The 17,924-nt window shown below is 71.9% G+C and carries 21 protein-coding genes and 1 pseudogene; 10 read left to right on the top strand and 12 right to left on the bottom strand.

The features are described 5' to 3' along the window. Positions 1 to 3: 3 nt before the first annotated feature. The 3 genes from ABEA26_RS19700 to ABEA26_RS19690 form a co-directional block, all read right to left on the bottom strand. Entirely contained in the window at positions 4 to 1,269 is a 1,266-nt protein-coding gene (locus ABEA26_RS19700) for an FAD-dependent monooxygenase (protein ID WP_345593951.1), read from the bottom strand. A 107-nt stretch (positions 1,270 to 1,376) separates the two neighbouring features. Further along, positions 1,377 to 2,078, bottom strand: coding sequence for a ribonuclease H family protein (locus tag ABEA26_RS19695; protein WP_345593949.1), 702 nt, complete (start codon positions 2,076 to 2,078; stop codon positions 1,377 to 1,379). 166 nt (positions 2,079 to 2,244) lie between these two features. After that, positions 2,245 to 2,727 carry a VOC family protein gene (locus tag ABEA26_RS19690; protein WP_345593948.1) on the bottom strand — a complete coding sequence of 161 codons (483 nt, stop codon included), beginning with the start codon at positions 2,725 to 2,727 and terminating at the stop codon, positions 2,245 to 2,247. A 219-nt stretch (positions 2,728 to 2,946) separates the two neighbouring features. On the opposite strand from ABEA26_RS19690, the gene ABEA26_RS19685 reads away from it, so the two are divergent. Both ABEA26_RS19685 and ABEA26_RS19680 read left to right on the top strand, forming a co-directional pair. Continuing rightward, entirely contained in the window at positions 2,947 to 3,594 is a 648-nt protein-coding gene (locus tag ABEA26_RS19685) for an ATP-dependent Clp protease proteolytic subunit (protein WP_345593946.1), read from the top strand. 1 nt (position 3,595) lies between these two features. Beyond that, the gene (locus tag ABEA26_RS19680; RefSeq protein ID WP_345593945.1) at positions 3,596 to 4,198 is read left to right on the top strand and encodes a ClpP family protease; all 603 of its coding nucleotides are present in this window, start codon (positions 3,596 to 3,598) and stop codon (positions 4,196 to 4,198) included. 51 nt (positions 4,199 to 4,249) lie between these two features. Here the strand turns inward: ABEA26_RS19680 and ABEA26_RS19675 are convergent, their stop codons facing one another. Beyond that, complete coding sequence (locus ABEA26_RS19675) at positions 4,250 to 4,678, bottom strand: helix-turn-helix domain-containing protein (RefSeq protein ID WP_345593944.1); 429 nt, start codon at positions 4,676 to 4,678, stop codon at positions 4,250 to 4,252. Between the two features lie 255 nt (positions 4,679 to 4,933). Between ABEA26_RS19675 and ABEA26_RS19670 the strand changes: the two genes are divergently transcribed. Then, complete coding sequence (locus ABEA26_RS19670) at positions 4,934 to 5,821, top strand: RNA polymerase sigma factor SigF (RefSeq protein ID WP_345593984.1); 888 nt, start codon at positions 4,934 to 4,936, stop codon at positions 5,819 to 5,821. Between the two features lie 63 nt (positions 5,822 to 5,884). Here the strand turns inward: ABEA26_RS19670 and ABEA26_RS19665 are convergent, their stop codons facing one another. Continuing rightward, entirely contained in the window at positions 5,885 to 6,340 is a 456-nt protein-coding gene (locus tag ABEA26_RS19665; RefSeq protein WP_345593943.1) for an ATP-binding protein, read from the bottom strand. Positions 6,341 to 6,485: 145 nt separating this feature from the next. On the opposite strand from ABEA26_RS19665, the gene ABEA26_RS19660 reads away from it, so the two are divergent. The 3 genes from ABEA26_RS19660 to ABEA26_RS19650 all read left to right on the top strand — a co-directional run bounded on the left by ABEA26_RS19660 (position 6,486) and on the right by ABEA26_RS19650 (position 9,036). Beyond that, entirely contained in the window at positions 6,486 to 7,070 is a 585-nt protein-coding gene (locus ABEA26_RS19660) for a PRC-barrel domain-containing protein (protein WP_345593941.1), read from the top strand. Continuing rightward, positions 7,067 to 7,483, top strand: coding sequence for a PRC-barrel domain-containing protein (locus tag ABEA26_RS19655; RefSeq protein ID WP_345593940.1), 417 nt, complete (start codon positions 7,067 to 7,069; stop codon positions 7,481 to 7,483). Before ABEA26_RS19660 ends, ABEA26_RS19655 begins: the two co-directional genes overlap by 4 nt. A 266-nt stretch (positions 7,484 to 7,749) precedes the next feature. Beyond that, entirely contained in the window at positions 7,750 to 9,036 is a 1,287-nt protein-coding gene (locus tag ABEA26_RS19650; RefSeq protein ID WP_345593938.1) for a streptophobe family protein, read from the top strand. Between the two features lie 161 nt (positions 9,037 to 9,197). Here ABEA26_RS19650 and ABEA26_RS19645 read toward each other — a convergent pair whose 3' ends face one another. Continuing rightward, positions 9,198 to 9,608: a hypothetical protein gene (locus tag ABEA26_RS19645; RefSeq protein WP_345593936.1), complete on the bottom strand. Its 411-nt coding sequence runs from the start codon at positions 9,606 to 9,608 to the stop codon at positions 9,198 to 9,200. Between the two features lie 400 nt (positions 9,609 to 10,008). Between ABEA26_RS19645 and ABEA26_RS19640 the strand changes: the two genes are divergently transcribed. After that, positions 10,009 to 10,389, top strand: coding sequence for a nuclear transport factor 2 family protein (locus tag ABEA26_RS19640; RefSeq protein WP_345593934.1), 381 nt, complete (start codon positions 10,009 to 10,011; stop codon positions 10,387 to 10,389). Between the two features lie 101 nt (positions 10,390 to 10,490). Here the strand turns inward: ABEA26_RS19640 and mgrA are convergent, their stop codons facing one another. After that, positions 10,491 to 11,483: an L-glyceraldehyde 3-phosphate reductase gene (gene mgrA, locus ABEA26_RS19635; protein WP_345593931.1), complete on the bottom strand. Its 993-nt coding sequence runs from the start codon at positions 11,481 to 11,483 to the stop codon at positions 10,491 to 10,493. Between the two features lie 128 nt (positions 11,484 to 11,611). Here mgrA and ABEA26_RS19630 point away from each other — a divergent pair, with 128 nt between their 5' ends. Together ABEA26_RS19630 and ABEA26_RS19625 are read left to right on the top strand one after the other, a co-directional pair. Continuing rightward, entirely contained in the window at positions 11,612 to 12,496 is an 885-nt protein-coding gene (locus ABEA26_RS19630; protein WP_345593930.1) for a LysR family transcriptional regulator, read from the top strand. Between the two features lie 25 nt (positions 12,497 to 12,521). Next, positions 12,522 to 13,037 (top strand): mycothiol transferase, encoded by a 516-nt coding sequence (locus ABEA26_RS19625; RefSeq protein WP_345593929.1) that lies wholly within the window; start codon positions 12,522 to 12,524, stop codon positions 13,035 to 13,037. On the opposite strand, the gene ABEA26_RS19620 is transcribed toward ABEA26_RS19625, so the two are convergent. Continuing rightward, positions 13,019 to 14,122 (bottom strand): adenosine deaminase, encoded by a 1,104-nt coding sequence (locus tag ABEA26_RS19620; RefSeq protein ID WP_345593928.1) that lies wholly within the window; start codon positions 14,120 to 14,122, stop codon positions 13,019 to 13,021. The two genes, ABEA26_RS19625 and ABEA26_RS19620, sit on opposite strands and share 19 nt — an antisense overlap. 45 nt (positions 14,123 to 14,167) lie before the next feature. Then, positions 14,168 to 14,566: a VOC family protein gene (locus ABEA26_RS19615; RefSeq protein WP_345593927.1), complete on the bottom strand. Its 399-nt coding sequence runs from the start codon at positions 14,564 to 14,566 to the stop codon at positions 14,168 to 14,170. Positions 14,567 to 14,700: 134 nt separating this feature from the next. Between ABEA26_RS19615 and ABEA26_RS19610 the strand changes: the two genes are divergently transcribed. After that, complete coding sequence (locus ABEA26_RS19610) at positions 14,701 to 15,159, top strand: pyridoxamine 5'-phosphate oxidase family protein (RefSeq protein WP_345593926.1); 459 nt, start codon at positions 14,701 to 14,703, stop codon at positions 15,157 to 15,159. 41 nt (positions 15,160 to 15,200) lie between these two features. Here ABEA26_RS19610 and ABEA26_RS19605 read toward each other — a convergent pair. The 3 genes and pseudogenes from ABEA26_RS19605 to ABEA26_RS19595 all read right to left on the bottom strand — a co-directional run. Continuing rightward, positions 15,201 to 15,392, bottom strand: a pseudogene (locus tag ABEA26_RS19605) (aldo/keto reductase); the annotation flags it as partial. Positions 15,393 to 15,423: 31 nt separating this feature from the next. Next, the gene (locus ABEA26_RS19600; RefSeq protein ID WP_345593925.1) at positions 15,424 to 16,314 is read right to left on the bottom strand and encodes a glycoside hydrolase family 19 protein; all 891 of its coding nucleotides are present in this window, start codon (positions 16,312 to 16,314) and stop codon (positions 15,424 to 15,426) included. A 214-nt stretch (positions 16,315 to 16,528) separates the two neighbouring features. Continuing rightward, complete coding sequence (locus ABEA26_RS19595; protein ID WP_345593982.1) at positions 16,529 to 17,851, bottom strand: aldehyde dehydrogenase family protein; 1,323 nt, start codon at positions 17,849 to 17,851, stop codon at positions 16,529 to 16,531. Between the last annotated feature and the right edge of the window lie 73 nt (positions 17,852 to 17,924).

Here is a 17,924-nt window from a genome sequence, read left to right as displayed (position 1 = left end):
CTGTCATCCGGAGTGACCCCGCACCGCGCCGGGACCGCTCGGTGCCGGCCCGTCGTTCTCTTCGCGGGCGGCCAGGTTCCGTGCCTGTACCGTCCGCGCCACCCTCGGCCCCAGCCAGCGCTTGAGCCGGCGCAGCGCCTCCAGTTGCCCGGCCGCCCGGTCGATCCGGTAGTAGAGACGGGGCGGGACGTACGGCAGCAGGGGCGAGTGGCGCTGGCCGAGCAGGGCGAACATCCGCTCCGGGGGCAGGTGGATGTAGCGGGGCAAATTCTCGTACCACTGTGCGCTGTGGCGGGCCGCGCTCTGCACCGGCAGCAGGGCCGCCCCGCGTTCGCGTTCGTAGTGGGCGAGGGCGTCCGGGAGGGCCGCCCGATCGCGCAGGGCCGCGGACAGGGCCATGGCGTCCTCCAGCGCGAGGGTGGTGCCGGCGCCGATGGAGTAGTGAGTGGTGTGGGCGGCGTCGCCGAGCAGGACGAGGTTGTCCCGGGACCAGGTGCGGTTGGTGAGGGTGCGGAAGGTCTGCCAGGGGGCACGGGCACCGGGCGCGGACCGGCCGGTGAGCGGGTGACCGTCCAGGACGTCGGCGAAGAGCTTCTCCAGCAGGACGAGGCCTTCGGCCTCGTCGGCCCGATCCAGGCCCAGACCGGTCCAGGTCTCGGACGCGCACTCGACGACGCAGGTGCTGCCTTCGGGCCCGTAGCCGTAGCCGTACGCCCAGATCCAGCCGTGGCGTGTCTCGACGAAGGCGAAGGTGAAGGCGTCGAGGACCTTGGTGGTGCCGAGCCAGACGTAGTGGTTGCGTCCGGCGCGGACGTCGGTCCCGAAGTGACCGGCGTGACGGGTGCGCAGGGCACTGCCCGCCCCGTCGGCCGCCACGACGAGGTCGGCGGCGGGCGGGGCGTCCCCGGTGATCTCGCACTCGAACTCCAGGCGCACACCGAGGGAGCGGGCGCGGGCGGCGAGGATCTCCAGGAGCCGGTGGCGGCCGATGCCGAAGCCCTCGTCGCCACGGTGCCGGGTGGACCGGTCCCCCACGTGGGCGACTCCGTCCCGCCAACGCACCGAGTTCTCCTCGACGGCGCGCGCGGACTCGGGGTCGTGTTCCTGGAGGCGGTCGAGCAGTCCGCGCCAGTAGGTGACGCCCCAGCCGTAGGTGGAGCCCTCCGGGTCGCGTTCGTGGACGGTGATGTCGTGGGAGGGGTCCCGCAGTTTGAGCAGGATCGACAGATACAGTCCGGCGGGCCCGCCGCCGACACAAGCGACCTTCATACACACCCCTGGTATGCACTCATTACGGTCATTGCGGACATTTGGGACCGCACAGTAACAAGTCGGAGGACGCAGGCCCGTGCCACACGGCCGGGGGACGGCGTGGGTTACCCGGCCGCCACCGTGCGGCACTCCGGGTGACCCCAGCCCTGGTCGTTCTTGGCGATGGACTCCCCCGCCGCGTACGAGCGGCCGCACAGGCAGCGCCCCGAGAACTTGGCCTTGATGGTGCGCGCCGACGCGCCGCCGCTCCTGCGGGCCGCGCCCGTCCCCCGGCGCGGTGCCTTGCGGGCCGCCGGGACGTCCGGCGACGGCGGCGGCTCCGGTGAGCCGAGGCCACTGCCGGCGGGCTCCTGGACGACGGCGGCCTGACTGGCGGCACGGTCGGCGAAGTCGTTGAGCCGGTCGCCGTCGACCTGGTGGGCGGGCACGTAGCGGAACTCCACCGAGCGGCCGTCGAGCAGCTCGTCGATCCGTACGACCAGCTCCTGGTTGGCGACCGGCTTGCCGGCTGCCGTCTTCCAGCCGTTGCGCTTCCAGCCGGAAAGCCAGGTGGTGACGGCCTTCATGGCGTACTGCGAGTCCATCCGGACCTCGAGCGGTACGTCGGGGTCGGTCGACGCCAGCAGGCGCTCCAGCGCCGTGAGTTCGGCGATGTTGTTGGTGGCCCTGCCGAGCGGACCCGCCTCCCAGCGGACCGGACTCTCCGAGGCGTCGGCGACCACCCAGGCCCAGCCGGCCGGACCCGGGTTTCCCTTCGAAGCCCCGTCGCACGCGGCCACAACACGTTCACGCATGTGCCCGATCATGCCATGGTCCGACGGGGTGCCCGGACGGGGCTCAGGAGACGTCCGTGACCTTCGGCACCTCCTCTCCCTCGCGTCGTCGTGAGGTGGATGGATGGTCCGGTGGGTACGTGCGGACGGTCCGGCGAGGCCCGGTGGCGTCCCCCGGGTACGCGCGCCGACGGGTGGATCACTCCCCCGCGTACGCCTTCTCCAGCGCGGCGACGTCGAGCTTGTGCATCGCCATCATGGCCTGGTTGGCGCGCGCCACCTTCGCGGGATCCGGGTCGCGGAACATCTCCTCGAGCCGGCCCGGCACGACCTGCCACGACACTCCGAACCTGTCCTTGAGCCAGCCGCAGGGGCCCTCCTCGCCGCCGCCCTCGGTGAGCCTGGTCCAGTAGTGGTCGACCTCCTCCTGGTTCTCACACGTGATCTGGAAGGAGATCGCCTCGTTGAACTTGAACTCCGGGCCGCCGTTGAGGGCGACGAACCTCTGGCCGTTGGCCGTGAAGTCGACGGTGAGCACGGTGCCGACGGGCTGGTGCGCTCCCTCGGGGTAGCGGGTGACGGGGCCGATGCCGGAGTTCTTGAAGAGGGACACGTAGAAGTGTGCGGCCTCCTCCGCCCGGCCGTCGAACCACAGACACGTGGTGAATCCGTCGGTGCTCATGAGTACCTCCTGGCGTGGAACACGGTCACCACTGTCGACCGGCGCGAGCGACGGAACTCATCGGCCGCACGGGGATTCCTTTCGGACGAGCGCTCTGCCCTTGGCGAATCTGCCACGGGCAGAGAAATCCCCGCCGGTCACCGGGGCGGGCCGAGAGTGGAGGAACCGCGGCGCCACCGGCCGCGTACGACTTCCCCGACGACTCGACAAGGAGCGCCGATGTCTCCACTCATCGCGGGCCCGGCCACGCCGCCCCGGGCCCAGGAGGGCGACACCCCAGCGACCAGGTTCGACGACCATCTCGCCGCGCAGTTGCTCGCGCAGCGGATCGTGCTGCTGGGCACGCAGGTCGACGAGGTCTCCGCGAACCGGATCTGCGCCCAGTTGCTGATCCTCTCCGCGGAGGACCCGCGCACCGACATCAGCCTGTACATCAACAGCCCGGGCGGCTCCGTGCACGCGGGGCTCGCCATCTACGACACGATGCGGCTGATCCCGAACGACGTCTCGACGCTCGCCATGGGCTTCGCCGCCAGCATGGGGCAGTTCCTGCTGAGCGTCGGCGCGGCGGGCAAGCGCCACGCCCTGCCGAACGCGCGGGTCATGATGCACCAGCCGTCGGCGGGCATCGGCGGCACCACCGCCGACATCGAGATCCAGGCCGACAACCTGGAGTTCACCAAGCGGACCATCGAGCGGATCACCGCCGAGCACACCGGTCAGAGCCCGGAGACCATCTCCCGGGACGGCGACCGCGACCGCTGGTTCACGGCCGAGGAGGCCAAGGAGTACGGAATGGTGGACCAGGTCGTCCAGTCCCTCGCGGACGTGCGCCCGGCCGCCACCAGGCCACGGATGGGACTCTGACATGGGGAGCTACACGATTCCGAACGTCGTCGAGCGGACCCCGCAGGGCGAGCGGTCCTACGACGTGTTCAGCCGGCTGCTGTCGGAGCGGATCATCTTCCTGGGCACCGAGATCGACGACGGCGTCGCCAACGTCGTCATCGCGCAGCTCCTCCACCTGGAGTCGTCGGCCCCGGAGAGCGAGATCGCGGTCTACATCAACTCACCCGGCGGCTCGTTCACCTCGCTGATGGCGATCTACGACACGATGACCTTCGTACAGGCTCCGATCTCGACGTTCTGCGTCGGGCAGGCGGCGTCCACGGCGGCCGTCCTGCTGGCCGGCGGGGATCCGGGGCGGCGGTTCGTGCTGGAGCACGCGCGGGTCCTGCTCGGCCAGCCGGCCAGCGGCGGACACCAGGGCACGGTCTCGGACCTGGCGCTCCAGGCCAAGGAGATGGTGCGGATCCGCTCCCAGGTCGAGGAGGTGCTGGCCCGGCACACGCGGCACGACGTCGCGACGCTGCGCGCGGACATGGATCGCGACAAGGTGTTCACCGCCGAGGAGGCCGTGGCCTACGGGCTGGCCGACGAGGTGCTCAGCCGGCGCCTGGTGGGGGTGTGAGAGGCCGGGCCGGCGCCCCGCCGTCCGCGGGGCGCCGGCCCGTGCGGGCGGTCAGGCGGCCAGGCACATCCCGTCGTGGTGGGCACCGGACATACCGCGGCCCCGGCCGGCTCCGGTGTGCCGCGAGGTGAGGCGGACCAGCTCTCCCTGGGCCCGCGCCAACAGATCGCCCAGGCCCAGTCCGAGGGCCCCCGCGGCGGCGGCCAGCACCTCCGACGACGCCTCCTTGCGGCCGCGTTCGACCTCCGACAGATACGGCATGGAGATCCGGGCGGTCTCCGCCACCTCCTTCAGGGTGCGTTCCTGCTCGAGGCGTTCACGGCGCAGGACGTCGCCGACCAGATCGCGCCACAGTGGCTCTCTGACGGCGGGCGGCCTCCGCTCCGGGGGGACCGGAGAGGCGGCGGGGCGGGCTCCCGGGCGCGTGGCCTGCGGGCGAAGGGGGATGACGCGGGCTTCGTTCGGCACGTGGCTGGTCACCTCCCCAGCCTAGGAGTCCCGCCCCGCGACGGAAGGGGCCGGCGTTCCGCCCAGAGGGAAACCGCGAGGAGTCCGCAGGGTGCCGGCCGCCGTGCACGGGACTACGCTGAGAGGTGAGAGATCACCCCGCGAAGACGCCGTGGCGCGATTTCCGCCACCCGTGAGAACGGGGGCGTGTGCCGCCGCGACCCGGGTACCCGCCGACGGGAGAACAGCCTAGGGAGACGGAGAACCGTGACTTTCGTGGGAGAGGCAATGGAGAGCGCCGTGATCCGGCCGGGAGCACGGGTCGTCGAGGAGACCACCGGGGGCGGGACGGGTGCCGGATCGCCGCTGGGTGCCGTGGACCCCCGCACTGTGGCTCCGCGTGACGCGCGGCAGTTGTCCCGCCAGTTCTTCCAGCGTCTGACGGAGCTCGAAGAGGGCACGTACGAGTACCAGTACGCGCGCAACACACTGATCGAGATGAACATGTCGCTGGTGCGGTTCGCCGCCGGCCGTTTCCGCGGTCGCGGGGACGACATGGAGGACGTCGTCCAGACCGGCATGATCGGGCTGATCAAGGCCATCGACCGGTTCGAGCTGTCGCGCGAGGTCGAGTTCACGTCCTTCGCGCTGCCGTACATCGTCGGCGAGATCAAGCGCTTCTTCCGTGACACCACCTGGGCCGTGCACGTGCCGCGGCGGCTCCAGGAGCTGCGGGTGGAGCTCGCCAAGGCCCGCGAGGAACTCTCCTCCCGCCTGGACCGCGAGCCCACCGTCGCCGAACTCGCCACGCTGATGAACCTCAGCGAGAACGAGGTGGTCGAGGGCCAGATCGCGTCCAACGGCTACAACTCCTCGTCGCTGGACGCCGCGCTGACCGGTGACGGGCCCGAGAACGGCGAGTCGGTGCTGGCCGACTTCATCGGTGTGGAGGAGGACGGGCTGCGGCTCGTCGAGGACTTCCACTCGCTCGCCCCGCTGATGGCCGAGCTCAGCGAGCGCGACCGGCGGATCATCCACATGCGGTTCGTGGAGGAGGCCACCCAGGCGGAGATCGGAGAACAGCTCGGCTGCTCGCAGATGCACGTGTCCCGGCTGATCAAGCGGATCATCGGCCGGCTGCGCGAGGGCATGCTGGGCGAGCTGGGCTGCGCCTGACCGACGGCGGGGCGGAGGAAGAGCCCGCCTCCCGGGCCGCTCAGGGGAAGTGGGGCGGCACGGTCATGCTTCGGTGAGGGGCACCACCGCGCGCACCCGCTTGCCGACCGGTACGCGTTCGACGACGACTGCCCTGGTCAGGGCGTGGACGATCTCCAAGCCGTGCCCGCCCACGCGTTCGGGGTCGCGGGGGAAACGCTGGGGCGCCGCCCCGCTGCTGTCGTAGACGGTCACCGCCACCGAGGCGTCCGTGCCCTCCAGCTCCAGGATGTACGGTCCCTGGCTGTGGCGGTCGGCGTTGGTGATCAGTTCGCTCACCACCAACAGCACCGCGCCGTCGGCGCGCCCGCCGATCGTGGCGCACCACTCGGTCCTCAACTGATCGAGGAAGAGCGAGGCGAAGGTACGCGCCTGCGCTATGCATCCCGGCTCACCGGAGTAGTGTGCTGCCCGCCTCAGCGGTTCAACGGGTACGTCGAAACCAGTCGGTATCACTGCCCCGTCCAGGTATTCGGTCATGCGTTTCTCTCTCGGAAGCCGGACTGGCCGGACGCTGCTGCACCTGTCCTCGTACCCCGTGCCCGACTGTGCAGTCCCCGTTGTCCCGCACTGCGGGCATCGTCACAGTGGCGCGGGGAACCCGAGGGTGCGGGAAGGGTGTGCGATGAACGAACTGATGGCCGCGCGAAGCCTCACCACCCGGCCGGTGGTCACCCTCGGCGGCGACGCCGTCGCCCACGTCAAGGACACCGTATGCGACGCCGCCGCGGGCCGGATCACCGGTTTCACCCTGAGCGGGCGGGGCTTGCTGTCCGGCCCGTCGAAGGAGGGTCTGCCCTGGTCGGCCGTGTACGCACTGGGCCACGACGCGGTGATGATCCGCGATGGGCGGGGCGTGGTGAGCGCGGCGGCCATGATGGCGCACCAGCGGACCCTGCGGGCCCGCGTGCTGGGGGCGAGGGTGCTGACGGAGACGGGGGCCGAGATCGGCACGGTGCTCGACGTCGTGGTGGAGGGCGGCACTGACGGGCGGATCGTCGGCTTCCGGGTGGCGGCGAGCAGACGGTTCGCGCCGGGTCCGGGTCGGCACCGCCGCCGGGTGTACGTGCCGCGCCGCGGGCCGGTCACGGTCGCCGGCCGGTCCCTGGTGCTGCCCGAGGAGGCCGTCCGGCACGTCGCCGACGACCTGCCGGGTTTCACCGCGCTGGTCGGCGGTGTCCCCGGTCCCTGGAAGGGCTCGCTGCCGTGATGCTGTTCAGCGAGGTGCGGGGACTGCCGGTGGTACCGCCGCAGGAGGCCGGGCCGATCGGCACCGTGACGTCCCTGACCGTCGACGTCGCGTCCGGTGTGGTGAGCCATGTCCGGCTCCGAGGCAGCCGTCTCGGCAGGGAGAGGGTGCTGCCCTGGGACTCGGTGCACGCGGTCGGTCCGGGCGCCGTCCGGATCCGCTCCGCCGCCACCTCTGGCACGGTTCCGCCCCGCCACGACCTGCTGGGCCGTCGGGTACTGACCGAGGCGGGCGCCGGACACGGCGCGGTGCTGGACGTGGCGTTCGATCCGGGGACCGGCCGCGTCCTCGCGGTCTTCACGTCGCGCGGCGAGGTGCCGACCGACCGACTGCTGGGGCTGGGCGACTACGCCCTCGTCGTCCGGGCGGACTGAGCCGCCGCGACGGCGGAGACCGATCGCACCGGTGTCCGGGCCGCGTGTTCCCTGCGGGCCCTCCTCACGGACGCCCCCCGGGCAGGCCGGCCGCCTGTTCTCCGCCGGCCCTCCTCACGGACAGCCCACGGCCCGCCGGAGCGGGCCGCAAAGCCGAGGCCCGGACCGCGGTCGGGGCCGGCTCGCGCGGGTACTCCCCGTGCTCCGGCCGACGCGGACGGCCCTGTCACCGGGCGCGCCCGGCGGGTGCTGCCTAGCGTGGCAGCGTGAGTTCGCGAACCCCTTCCGGTCCTTCCGGCCGTGCAGTCGCCCGGCACGGCTGGGTCCAGGCCCTGGCCACGGTGCTGGCCGGGCTGGTCTCCATGGGAGTCGTGGCCGCGCTCGGGCTGTGGGCGGCCGGGGCCGCTGACCTGCCCGGCAACGCCTTCCCCCGGGTCGTCACCGCCACCGTCGTGACCGCCGTGGGCGGCTCGCTGGAGCTGTCCGGCGACGCCGGGGAGCTCGCCGACACCGACGCGGGGCTGACCGTGATCCCGCTGTCCGTCACGCTCACCGGCGCCCTGGTGATCGCCCGGGGGTTTCTGCGGCCACTGCGCCACCGGGCGGTGGCCGGCGCCCCGAAGCCGGCCGGCTGGGCCGGGCGGATCGCCGCCCTGTGGCTGCTCGCCCTCCTCGGGCTGTCCTTCGCCGCCCGCCAGACCTTCGAGGTCTCCCTCGGGGAAGGCGTGCTGCGCGACCTCGGCGACCTGTTCGGCGTCATCCCGAGGGTCGGCTTCACCACGGACGTGCCGCTGACCGTCCTCTTCGGGCTGCTGTGGCTGGCGGGCGTGCTCGTGCTGGCCCTGCTGGTCTCGCGCGGCGCGCCGCTGCCCGGACGGCTGCCGCGTCTGCGGACGTCGGTGCGGCCGGCGGCGTACGCGATGGTCGCGCTGCTGCTCGTCTACGTCATCGCAGGCATCGTCGTCGCACTGGTCGTCGCCGGAACGCGGGGGCATCCTGCGGACACCTTCGCCGTACTGCTGCTCGGGCTGCCGAACCTGGCGTGGCTCGCGCTGACGATCGGTCTCGGCGCCTCCTGGGACGGGCGGGTGGAAGGGCCCTTCGGACTGCCGATGCCGCACGTGCTCGACGAGGTGCTGCGCACTCCGGAGGTCTCGACCCTGGACCTGGGGACGCTGACCGAGCACGACGGGCGGTGGTGGTGGCTCCTGGTCGTCGCGGCGGTCCTGCTCCTGGCGGCCGGGTTCGTGCTCGCGTCCCGCTCTCCGGCCGGGACGCCGGCCTGGCTGCACGCCGCGCACATGGGCGTGGCGCTGGCGCTCACGGTCCTCATGATCGGCCTCGTCGGCCGGATCTCCGCGCACTACGGCCTGTCGGTGCTCGGCATCGGCGATCTGGGCGGTGGACTGTCCGGGCAGTTGTTCCTGCGGCCGCGCCTGCGCGGTGCCGTCGGTCTCGCCCTGTTGTGGGGGCTGGTCACCGGGTTCCTCGGCGCCCTGCTCGCGCGGTGGGTGGGCCGGTGGAGCGGCGGCCGGGCCGCGGTCGGTCGTTGAAGGCCGCACGGTCATTGAGGGGCCGCACGGGCGTTGAGGGGCCGCACGGCAGACGCCCGACCGGGCACACCGCCCCGGCCACTCGGGCGGCGCACGAGCAAGCGCTCCGGCGACGCACGGGGCAGGCGCTCCGGCCACACACCGGCAGCGGCCCCGGCGGCTCAGGCCACGGGGACGACGAGGGGCGGGGAGGCCCGCTGCATGCGCAGCGCGTCCACGGACTCGGCCATCAGCTCGTACTCGGTGGTGTCATCGCTGGTGGCGATCCGTACCAGCCGCCCCGCCGCCAACTCATCTGCGACCGACTCCTGTTGGAGGTCGTCGGCACACCAGGTGCGCAGGACGCGTGGTACGTCGGGGGCGTCGTCGGCGACCGGCGTCAGGGCGCCGCGCGGTAAGTGCGGGGTGTCGGGCTGCGGATCCAGCCGCTCGGCCATCCAGGCGGCGCGGTCGCGCAGCCACCACAGGGCGAGGGCGAGGGTGGGAGCCCGGTAGGTTCCCAGGGGTACGCCGATGCGTCGGCCGTCACAGACGCCGTAGGCGGTGACATGGCACAGGAACTCGTCGTGCACTGCTCCCCTCCCCCGTCGCCCAGTCCGCCTGCCGGTCGGGCATGACGTCCGTGCGGCGCGTGTGCTGTGCGTGAGGACGCTGTCGCGTGGTGTGAGACGTCCTAGAGGTGAGTATGTTCACTACTGAACCACTGTCACCATGAATTTCCGGCCAGTCTCCTGGCATATTCACGGCAGTTGATGGCCGAAATTCTGCGGCGCACGCCCCCGTTGCCGGCACCCCGAGGGGCGCCGCTGACACGCCCGCGAGTGCGCCGCCTTCGCGCCCCTGGCATCCCTCGTCATGACCCCCGGGGTAATCGACGCCGCCGACGGGTCCGGGCATGGTTGCGGTACCGGATCACCGCGACCGGAGGCCGGTTCCTGACCAGCACGTACACCTTGATGGAGGCTGATCGCCATGTCCGCACCCACGCGCCGCTACGAAGACGCCGTCGCCCGCTACTTCGAGGCCTGGAACGCGGGGCCGGACGCCCGGGACAAGGCGGTCGCCGCGGCCTGGACCATTGACGGCGGCTATACCGATCCCCTCTCCGACGTCCGAGGTCACGAGCAGATCACCGCGCTGATCGCGGCGACGCACGAGCAGTTCCCCGGCTTCGTCTTCCGGCTGTCCGGTGCCGTGGACGGGCACCACGACACGGCGCGCTTCTCCTGGGAGCTGGTGAGCCAGGCCGACGGCTCGGCGCCCGTGGCCGGGACCGACGTGGTCACGTTGGACGGTGAGGGACGGATCCGGGCCGTCTTCGGCTTCCTGGACCGGGTGCCCGAGGGTGCGTGACGGTCGCGGGGCCCGTCCTCCGAACGGCTCCGGCCCGACCCGAAACGCCGACGATCCCGGAGGCGACGGTCCGCCTCCGGGATCGCCCGCCCGTGCGCGAGCTACCGCGCGACGATCTCGTCGATCCGGGCCAGTTCGTCGGACCCGAAGTCGAGGTTCCCGATGGCCGCCACGCTGTCCTCCAACTGCCCCGGGCTGCTCGCGCCGACCAGGGCGGAGGTCACCCGGCCCTCGCGCAGCACCCACGCCAGCGCCATCCGGGCCAGCGACTGGCCGCGGGACTTCGCGATCTCGTCCAGCGCGCGCAGCTTGCCGACGAGTTCCCCGGTGACCGCGTCGGAATTCAGGAAGGGGCTGTCGCTCGCGGCACGCGAGTCCTCCGGGATGCCTTCGAGATAGCGGCCGGTCAGCAGGCCCTGCTCCAGCGGGGAGTAGGCGATGGAGCCGACCTGGAGCTCGTCGAGGGTGTCCAGGAGGCCGCTGGCCTCGGGGCGGCGGTCGAGCATGGAGTAGCGCGGCTGGTGGATCAGCAGCGGGGTCCCCAGCTCGGCGAGGATGCGCGCGGCCTCGCGGGTCTGTTCCGGGGAGTAATTGGAGACGCCGACGTACAGCGCCTTGCCCTGCCGCACCGCCGTGTGCAGGGCGCCCATCGTCTCCTCCAGGGGAGTCTCCGGGTCGGGGCGGTGCGAGTAGAAGACGTCGACGTACTCCAGACCCATGCGGGTCAGGCTCTGGTCGAGGGAGGAGAGCAGGTACTTGCGCGAGCCCCACTCGCCGTACGGGCCGGGCCACATCAGGTAGCCGGCCTTGGTGGAGATGACCAGCTCGTCGCGGTACGGCGCGAAGTCGGCCTTCAGTGCCTCACCGAGGGCGGACTCGGCGGAGCCGGGCGGCGGGCCGTAGTTGTTGGCGAGGTCGAAGTGGGTGACGCCGAGGTCGAAGGCGCGCCGCAGGATGGCGCGCTGGGTCTCGACGGGGCGGTCCGGGCCGAAGTTGTGCCACAGGCCGAGCGAGAGCGCGGGGAGCTTCAGGCCGCTGCGTCCGGTGCGCCGGTAGGGCATGTCCGCGTAGCGGTCGGGGTGTGCGGTGTACAACGCGACTCCAGAGGGGTTGGCACCCGGGGTGCGGGGCTTGGGCGGAACCGCGTCCCACTCTGTCGTGACCTGCGGGCAGTGGTCCAACAGAAGAATCCGATGGGATTGTGCGGCTACGCTTCTCAGTCATGGAACTGCGTCACCTCCAGCACTTCGTCGCGGTCGCCGAGGACCAGCACTTCACCCGCGCGGCGGAACGGCTGCTGGTCTCCCAGTCCGGCCTGTCGGCGTCCATCCGGGCGCTGGAGCGGGAGCTGCGGGCGCCGCTGTTCGTGCGCACCACGCGCCGGGTGACGCTGACGGAGGCCGGACGGGCGCTGCTGGGCGAGGCCCGGCGGATCCTCGCCCAGGTGCGCTCGGCGCACGAGGCGGTCGCCGCGGTGCAGGGCGTGCTGCGCGGCACGCTGTCGCTGGGCACCGAGCAGTGCGTCGCCGGCGTGCCGGTGGCGGGGCTGTTGGCCGCGTTCCGCAGGCAGCACCCGGACGTGGAGATCCGGCTGCGGCAGGCGGGTTCGGGCGAGCTGGCGGAGGAGGTGGCGGCCGGGCGGCTCGACCTCGCCTTCGCCTACCGGACCCAGGCCGACACGGACCAGCTGCGGTCGGTCTCGCTCGCCGGTGAGCCGATGACCGTCCTGTGCCACCCCGACCACCGCCTGGCGACGGGCGGCGCGGTACTGACCCCTCGCGATCTGGCCGACGAGGTCTTCGTCGACTTCCACCCGGACTGGGGCCCGCGCCGCGTCACCGACACCGCCTTCGCCGAGGCGGGCGTACGGCGGACCGTCGCGCTGGAGGTGAACGACGTGCACGGTCTGCTCGACCTGCTCGACGAGAACCTCGGCATCGCGGTCGTACCGCGCCACTTCCGGTACAAGCGGGCAGCCCTCACCTCGCTGCCGCTGAAGCACACCGACGACACGGCGTACGAGACCATCGCGCTGCTGCCGCCGGCCGAGGCCACCAGCCCGGCGGCGCGGGCCCTGATGGGGCTGTTGGCAACGGGGAGCGCGTGACGGAGGAGTGCGCGATGGTGGACGTATGCATGCAAAGGACATTCTCATCGAGGGCTACGGCCGCATCCAGGAAGAAGTCCACGCCGCCGTCGAGGGCCTCGACCCCGACGCCCTGAACGCCCGCCCCGCCGACGGCGCCAACTCCGTCGCCTGGCTCGTCTGGCATCTCGCCCGTGTCCAGGACGACCACGTCGCGGACGCCTTCGGGCTCGACCAGGTGTGGCTGACCGGTGAGTGGGAGAAGCGCTTCGCCCTCGGTCTGCCCCGCCACGACACCGGTTACGGCCACAGCCCAGCACAGGTCGCGAAGGTGCGGGTCGACTCGGCCGACCTGCTGACCGGCTACTACGACGCCGTGCACGAGCAGACGCTCGGTGCCCTGCGCTCCCTGGCCGCCAAGGACCTGGAGCGGATCGTGGACGAGAATTGGGACCCGCCGGTCACCCTCGGCGCCCGGCTGGTGAGCGTCCTGTCCGACGATCTCCAGCACGTCGGACAGGCCGCCTATGCGCGCGGGCTCGTTCAGAGGACCGCTTCGTAGCCCGGCAGGACGACGTCCTCATAACCCGGCAGGACGACGTCCTCGATCAGGGCCCTGCGCTCGTCGAAGGGGAGGAAGGCGCTCTTCACCGCGTTCACCGTGACCGTGCGCAGGTCCTCGGCCGTCCAGTCCGCCTGCTCCACCAGCAGGGACATCTCACGGGTCATCGTCGTGCCGGAGACGAGACGGTTGTCGGTGTTGAGGGTGACGCGGAAGCCGAGGTCCTTGAGCGCGGTGATGGGGTGCTCGGCGATCGAGGTGGCTGCGCCGGTCTGGAGGTTGGACGTGGGGCACATCTCCAGGGCGATCCGGCGGTCGCGGACCCAGCCCGCGAGGCGGCCGAGCTTGCCCGCCGCGAGGTCCGGGATGTCGTCCGTGATGCGCACGCCGTGGCCGATGCGCTGGGCGCCGCAGACCTGGAGCGCCTGGTGGATGCTGGGCAGCCCGTGCGCCTCGCCGGCGTGGATGGTGAAGGGGACGTTCTCACGGCGCAGGTACTCGAAGGCGTCGAGGTGGTCCGCGGGCGGGAAGCCGTCCTCGGCGCCCGCGATGTCGAAGCCGACGACGCCGGCGTCCCGGAAGGCCACCGCGAGGTCGGCGGTCTCCCGGGTGCGGTCGAACATCCGCATGCCGCACAGCAGGGTGCCGACGTGGACCGGCGTGCCCGCTGCCGCCGCCTTGGCCATGCCGACGGCCAGGCCCTCCTGGACGGTCTCGACGACCTCGGCGAGGGTCAGTCCGCCGCTGGTCATCAGCTCGGGGGCGTAGCGGACCTCGCCGTAGACGACACCGTCGGCGGCGAGGTCGAGGACGTACTCCTCGGCGGTACGCAGCAGGCCCTCGCGGTTCTGCATCACGGCGAGGGTGTGTTCGAAGGTGGCGATGTAGCGCACCAGATCCCCGGAGTTGGCGGCCTCGTAGTACCAGGCTGCCAGCTCGGCGGGGTCGGTGGTGGGCAGGCTGTGGCCGACGGTCTCCGCCAGCTCCACGACGGTCGCGGGGCGCAGGCCGCCGTCGAGGTGGTCGTGCAGTACCGCCTTCGGGAGGCGGCGGAGGGTCTCGGTGTCTATGCGCGTAGATGGCATGTGCGGTCGTTCCTCGGCGGGTCGGTGCGGTAAATGGGGGACGGGTCAGGAGGCGGCGGGCTGGAGCAGATCCCAGCGGTTGCCGTACAGGTCTTGGAAGACGGCGACCGAGCCGTAGGGCTCGCGCCGGGGCTCCTCCAGGAAGGTCACGCCCGCGGCCGTCATACGGGCGTGGTCGCGGGCGAAGTCGTCGGTGTACAGGAAGAAGCCGACGCGCCCGCCCGTCTGGTCGCCGATCCGGGAGCGCTGGGACTCCCCCCTGGCGCGGGCCAGCAGCAGGGCGGTGCCGCCCTGTGCCGCGTCACCGGGTTCGACGACCACCCAGCGGGAGCCGTCGGGCCGGGGCGTGTCCTCGGCGAGACGGAACCCGAGTCCCTCGGTGTAGAAGCGGATCGCCTCGTCGTAGTCGTCGACGACGAGGGCGACCAGGGCGATGCGTGTCATCGGGGCCTTTCGGGACGGGCGATTGACGGGAGAGGTTATACGTAAAACGGCCCTCCGCACAACGCCGCGCAGGTCTCCGGTCCTACATCCGAGGGCCGAGGTGCGGACGCTGCCCGTCCACTACCGTCGCGGGGATGAAGATCACCGCACCGCCGCGCGAGCCCCGGCGACGCAAGCAGGACGTGCTGGACCGCCTGGAGCGGGAGGAGGACATCTGGGTGGCCACGGCGGACGCCGACGGCCTTCCCTGCATGGTTCCGCTGTGGTTCGTGTGGCACGGGGAGTCGGTCTGGCTGTGCACTCGGCTCACCAACCCGACCGGCCACAACCTGCGCGCCGGTGCCCGGGCCCGGCTGGCGTTCGGGCACACCCGGGACGTCGTCCTGATCGACGGCGAGGTGGAGACGTTCGGGCTGCGTCAGGCGCCGTCCGGGGTGGCCGAGGCGTTTCTCGCGAAGACCGGCTGGGACCCGCGCGAGGACAGCGCCTCCTACGCCTGGTTCCGGGTGCGTCCGCTCACGGTGCAGGCGTGGCACGAGGTGCGCGAGTTGAAGAAGCGGCACATCATGCGGGACGGAGTGTGGACCGTGTAGCGCGCGTGGGCCCGGCCCGTGAGTGCGCCCCGCCCCGTCCCGTCGATGTGGTCGACGCCGAGTTCTACCGCGCGGCGCAGGACGGCGACCGCTCGCTCGCCGTCGCTCGCCGTGCCGAGGTGGAAGGCGGCGCCGCCCGTCAGCAGCGTCGCGTCGAAGCCGACGCTGCGGACGGGCGGACCGCCGAGGTTCCAGGTGCCCGCGGACTCCGCGGTGACCGCTTCCGAGGTCACCGCCGGATGTCTCGCACACACCCGGCGCGGCTCAGCAGTAGAGGTTGCCGCCCGGTGAGACACCGAGGATCTGGCTGAACTGCTGGTACTTGGTGACGCGGCTCTGCACCTGCGCCGGGTTCTTGCCGTCGCACTCCAGAGAGCCGTTGATGGAGCGGATCGTCTGGCCGAAGCCGGCGCCGTTCACCATGGCGTTGTGCCCGGTCATGCTGCCGGGCCCGGACTGGGTGTTCCAATACCACAGGGCGGTCTTCCAGGCGACGGCCGCGTCGTTCTGCACCAGCCAGGGGTTGTTCAGCAGGTCGATGCCGAGCGCGTCGCCCGCGGCCTTGTAGTTGAAGTTCCAGCTGAGCTGAATCGGGCCGCGCCCGTAGTAGGCGGCCTGCCCGGCCGGGCAGCCGTATGACTGGTTCCAGTCGCAGTAGTGCGGGTAGTTGGCGGTGTTCTGCTCGACGATGTGCACGAGTCCGCCGGTCTCGTGGCTGACGTTGGCGAGGAAGGCCGCCGCCTCCTGCTTCTTGGTGGTGTCGCTGCCGGTGTTGGCGAAGCCGGGGTAGGCGCCGAGCGCGGCGGTGAGGCCGCTGTAGGTGTAGAAGGAGTTCCTGCCCGGGAACATCTGGTTGAACTGGGCCTCGGACACCACGAAGTCGCCGACCGGAGTCTCCGAGCCGCCGTCGCAGGCGTACGGCTCCCAGTACCAGGTGCTGATGAGCGGGTCGTAGCCCGGGTTGGCGTGCTCGGCCCGGTAGGCCTTGCCGTCGGTGTAGCGGACGATGTCGCCGGTGTTGTAGTTCGCGCCGGCCGACCAGGCCGGGTAGCTCGAACACGAGGCGGCGGACGCCTCGGTGGCGGGCAGGAGCACGGGCACGGCTCCCGCGAGGGCGAGTACGGTCACCAGAGCGGATATACGGCGCGTCGACACGGATCTGCCTCCTTCGGCGGAGCACGGCCGCTCCCGTCACAGGGCAGGGCGGAGCGGAGCCTTGGGCGCGTGGCCGGTCGGACCGGCCACGGCGTGCGGGGGGCCGTGGTGGGGGTTGGAGGCATACTCCCGCGTTGGTATGTACCAGTCAAGGGTGTAGACCAGTTCAACCCGGCCGGCTCTCGGCCGGGTCGGCGGGGAACGAACGGGCCGCTCAGTTCAGCGGCTTCTTCAGGACCGCCTTGCGGTGGCTGAACGTCTCGATGGAGTAGCGGCCGTGGTAACTGCCCATGCCACTCTCCCCCACCCCACCGAACGGCAGGTCGGAGACGGTGAGATGGGCGAGCGGCAGCCCGTGGCCGAGGCCGCCGGAGGACGTCTCGGCGGCGAACCGCTCCCGGGCCGTGTCGGACTCGCTGAAGACGTAGAGGGCCAGCGGCTTGTCGCGGTCATTGACGAAATCGATCGCCTCGTCCAGGCCCGGCACGGTGACGATCGGCAGGATCGGGCCGAAGATCTCCTCGCGCATCACCGGCGCTTCGGGAGCCACGTCGGTGAGCACGGTCGGCGCGATGTACTTCGACGTACGGTCGCTGCCGCCGCCGACGACCACCCGGCCGGAGTCCAACAGGCCGGTCAGCCGGTCGAAGTGGCGCTCGTTGACGATCCGCGCGTACTCCGCCGACCGCGCCGGGTCGGCGCCGTACAGACCCTCGACGGCACGGACCAGCGCCGACTCCAGGGCGGCGGCGGTCTCCGGGTCGGTGAGCACGTAGTCGGGAGCCACGCAGGTCTGGCCCGCGTTGAGGAACTTGCCGCCGGCCAGCCGGGCGGCGACGAGGTCGAGGTCTGCGTCGCGGTCGACGAACGCCGGGGACTTGCCACCGAGTTCGAGGGTGACCGGGGTGAGGTGCTCGGCGGCGGCGCGCATCACGATGCGGCCGACGGCGCCGTTGCCGGTGTAGAAGACGTGGTCGAAGCGCTCGGCGAGCAGGGCCGTGGTCTCGGGAATCCCGCCCTCGACGACGGCCACGGCCTCGGTGTCCAGGTACTGGGGCAGCAGACGGGCCAGCGTGGCGGAGGTGGCCGGGGCCAGCTCACTCGGCTTGGCGACCACCGTGTTGCCCGCGGCCAGGGCGCCGACCACCGGCGCGAGCAGGAGCTGGGCCGGGTAGTTCCAGGGGGCGATGACGAGGACGACGCCGAGGGGGTCGTACTGCGTCCAGGCCGTGGCGTCGGCACCGAGGTGCGCCGGGACGGGGGCGGGCTCGGGGCGCAGCCAGTCGGTGAGGTGGTCGAGCGTGTGATCGATCTCGCGCACGGTGAAGCCGATCTCCGTGCGCTGGGCTTCGGCGGCACTCTTGCCGAGGTCGGTGTGGAGCGCCGCCTCGAGGTCGGGGCCGTGCTCCGTGAGCAGGGCGCGCAGCCGGCGCAGCTGCGCGGTGCGCCACTCGACGGGCTTGGTGCGGCCGGTGCGGAAGGTGGCGCGCAGACGGGCCACGACATCGACGGGCTGCTCGGGGGCGGGGTGGTTCAAGGGGTGCCTCGCTGGTGCGCTGGTGGTGAAGAGGCCGGCTGGACGACTGGTCGTGCCGAATCCGCCGGACAAC

Source organism: Streptomyces marokkonensis, from assembly GCF_039539045.1.
In the GTDB taxonomy this organism is placed as follows: Bacteria; Actinomycetota; Actinomycetes; order Streptomycetales; family Streptomycetaceae; genus Streptomyces; species Streptomyces marokkonensis.
Note: the sequence above shows the minus strand (reverse complement) of the source record. Positions and strands in the feature narration are given on the sequence as shown.

What these genes read in the sequence shown, in the direction of transcription:
- ABEA26_RS19700 (WP_345593951.1), bottom strand. Translation starts at nt 1,269, where the DNA reads ATGAAGGTCGCTTGTGTCGGCGGCGGGCCCGCCGGACTGTATCTGTCG.
- ABEA26_RS19695 (WP_345593949.1), bottom strand. Translation starts at nt 2,078, where the DNA reads ATGATCGGGCACATGCGTGAACGTGTTGTGGCCGCGTGCGACGGGGCT.
- ABEA26_RS19690 (WP_345593948.1), bottom strand. Translation starts at nt 2,727, where the DNA reads ATGAGCACCGACGGATTCACCACGTGTCTGTGGTTCGACGGCCGGGCG.
- ABEA26_RS19685 (WP_345593946.1), top strand. Translation starts at nt 2,947, where the DNA reads ATGTCTCCACTCATCGCGGGCCCGGCCACGCCGCCCCGGGCCCAGGAG.
- ABEA26_RS19680 (WP_345593945.1), top strand. Translation starts at nt 3,596, where the DNA reads ATGGGGAGCTACACGATTCCGAACGTCGTCGAGCGGACCCCGCAGGGC.
- ABEA26_RS19670 (WP_345593984.1), top strand. Translation starts at nt 4,934, where the DNA reads ATGGAGAGCGCCGTGATCCGGCCGGGAGCACGGGTCGTCGAGGAGACC.
- ABEA26_RS19665 (WP_345593943.1), bottom strand. Translation starts at nt 6,340, where the DNA reads ATGACCGAATACCTGGACGGGGCAGTGATACCGACTGGTTTCGACGTA.
- ABEA26_RS19660 (WP_345593941.1), top strand. Translation starts at nt 6,486, where the DNA reads ATGAACGAACTGATGGCCGCGCGAAGCCTCACCACCCGGCCGGTGGTC.
- ABEA26_RS19640 (WP_345593934.1), top strand. Translation starts at nt 10,009, where the DNA reads ATGTCCGCACCCACGCGCCGCTACGAAGACGCCGTCGCCCGCTACTTC.
- ABEA26_RS19630 (WP_345593930.1), top strand. Translation starts at nt 11,612, where the DNA reads ATGGAACTGCGTCACCTCCAGCACTTCGTCGCGGTCGCCGAGGACCAG.
- ABEA26_RS19625 (WP_345593929.1), top strand. Translation starts at nt 12,522, where the DNA reads ATGCATGCAAAGGACATTCTCATCGAGGGCTACGGCCGCATCCAGGAA.
- ABEA26_RS19620 (WP_345593928.1), bottom strand. Translation starts at nt 14,122, where the DNA reads ATGCCATCTACGCGCATAGACACCGAGACCCTCCGCCGCCTCCCGAAG.
- ABEA26_RS19615 (WP_345593927.1), bottom strand. Translation starts at nt 14,566, where the DNA reads ATGACACGCATCGCCCTGGTCGCCCTCGTCGTCGACGACTACGACGAG.
- ABEA26_RS19610 (WP_345593926.1), top strand. Translation starts at nt 14,701, where the DNA reads ATGAAGATCACCGCACCGCCGCGCGAGCCCCGGCGACGCAAGCAGGAC.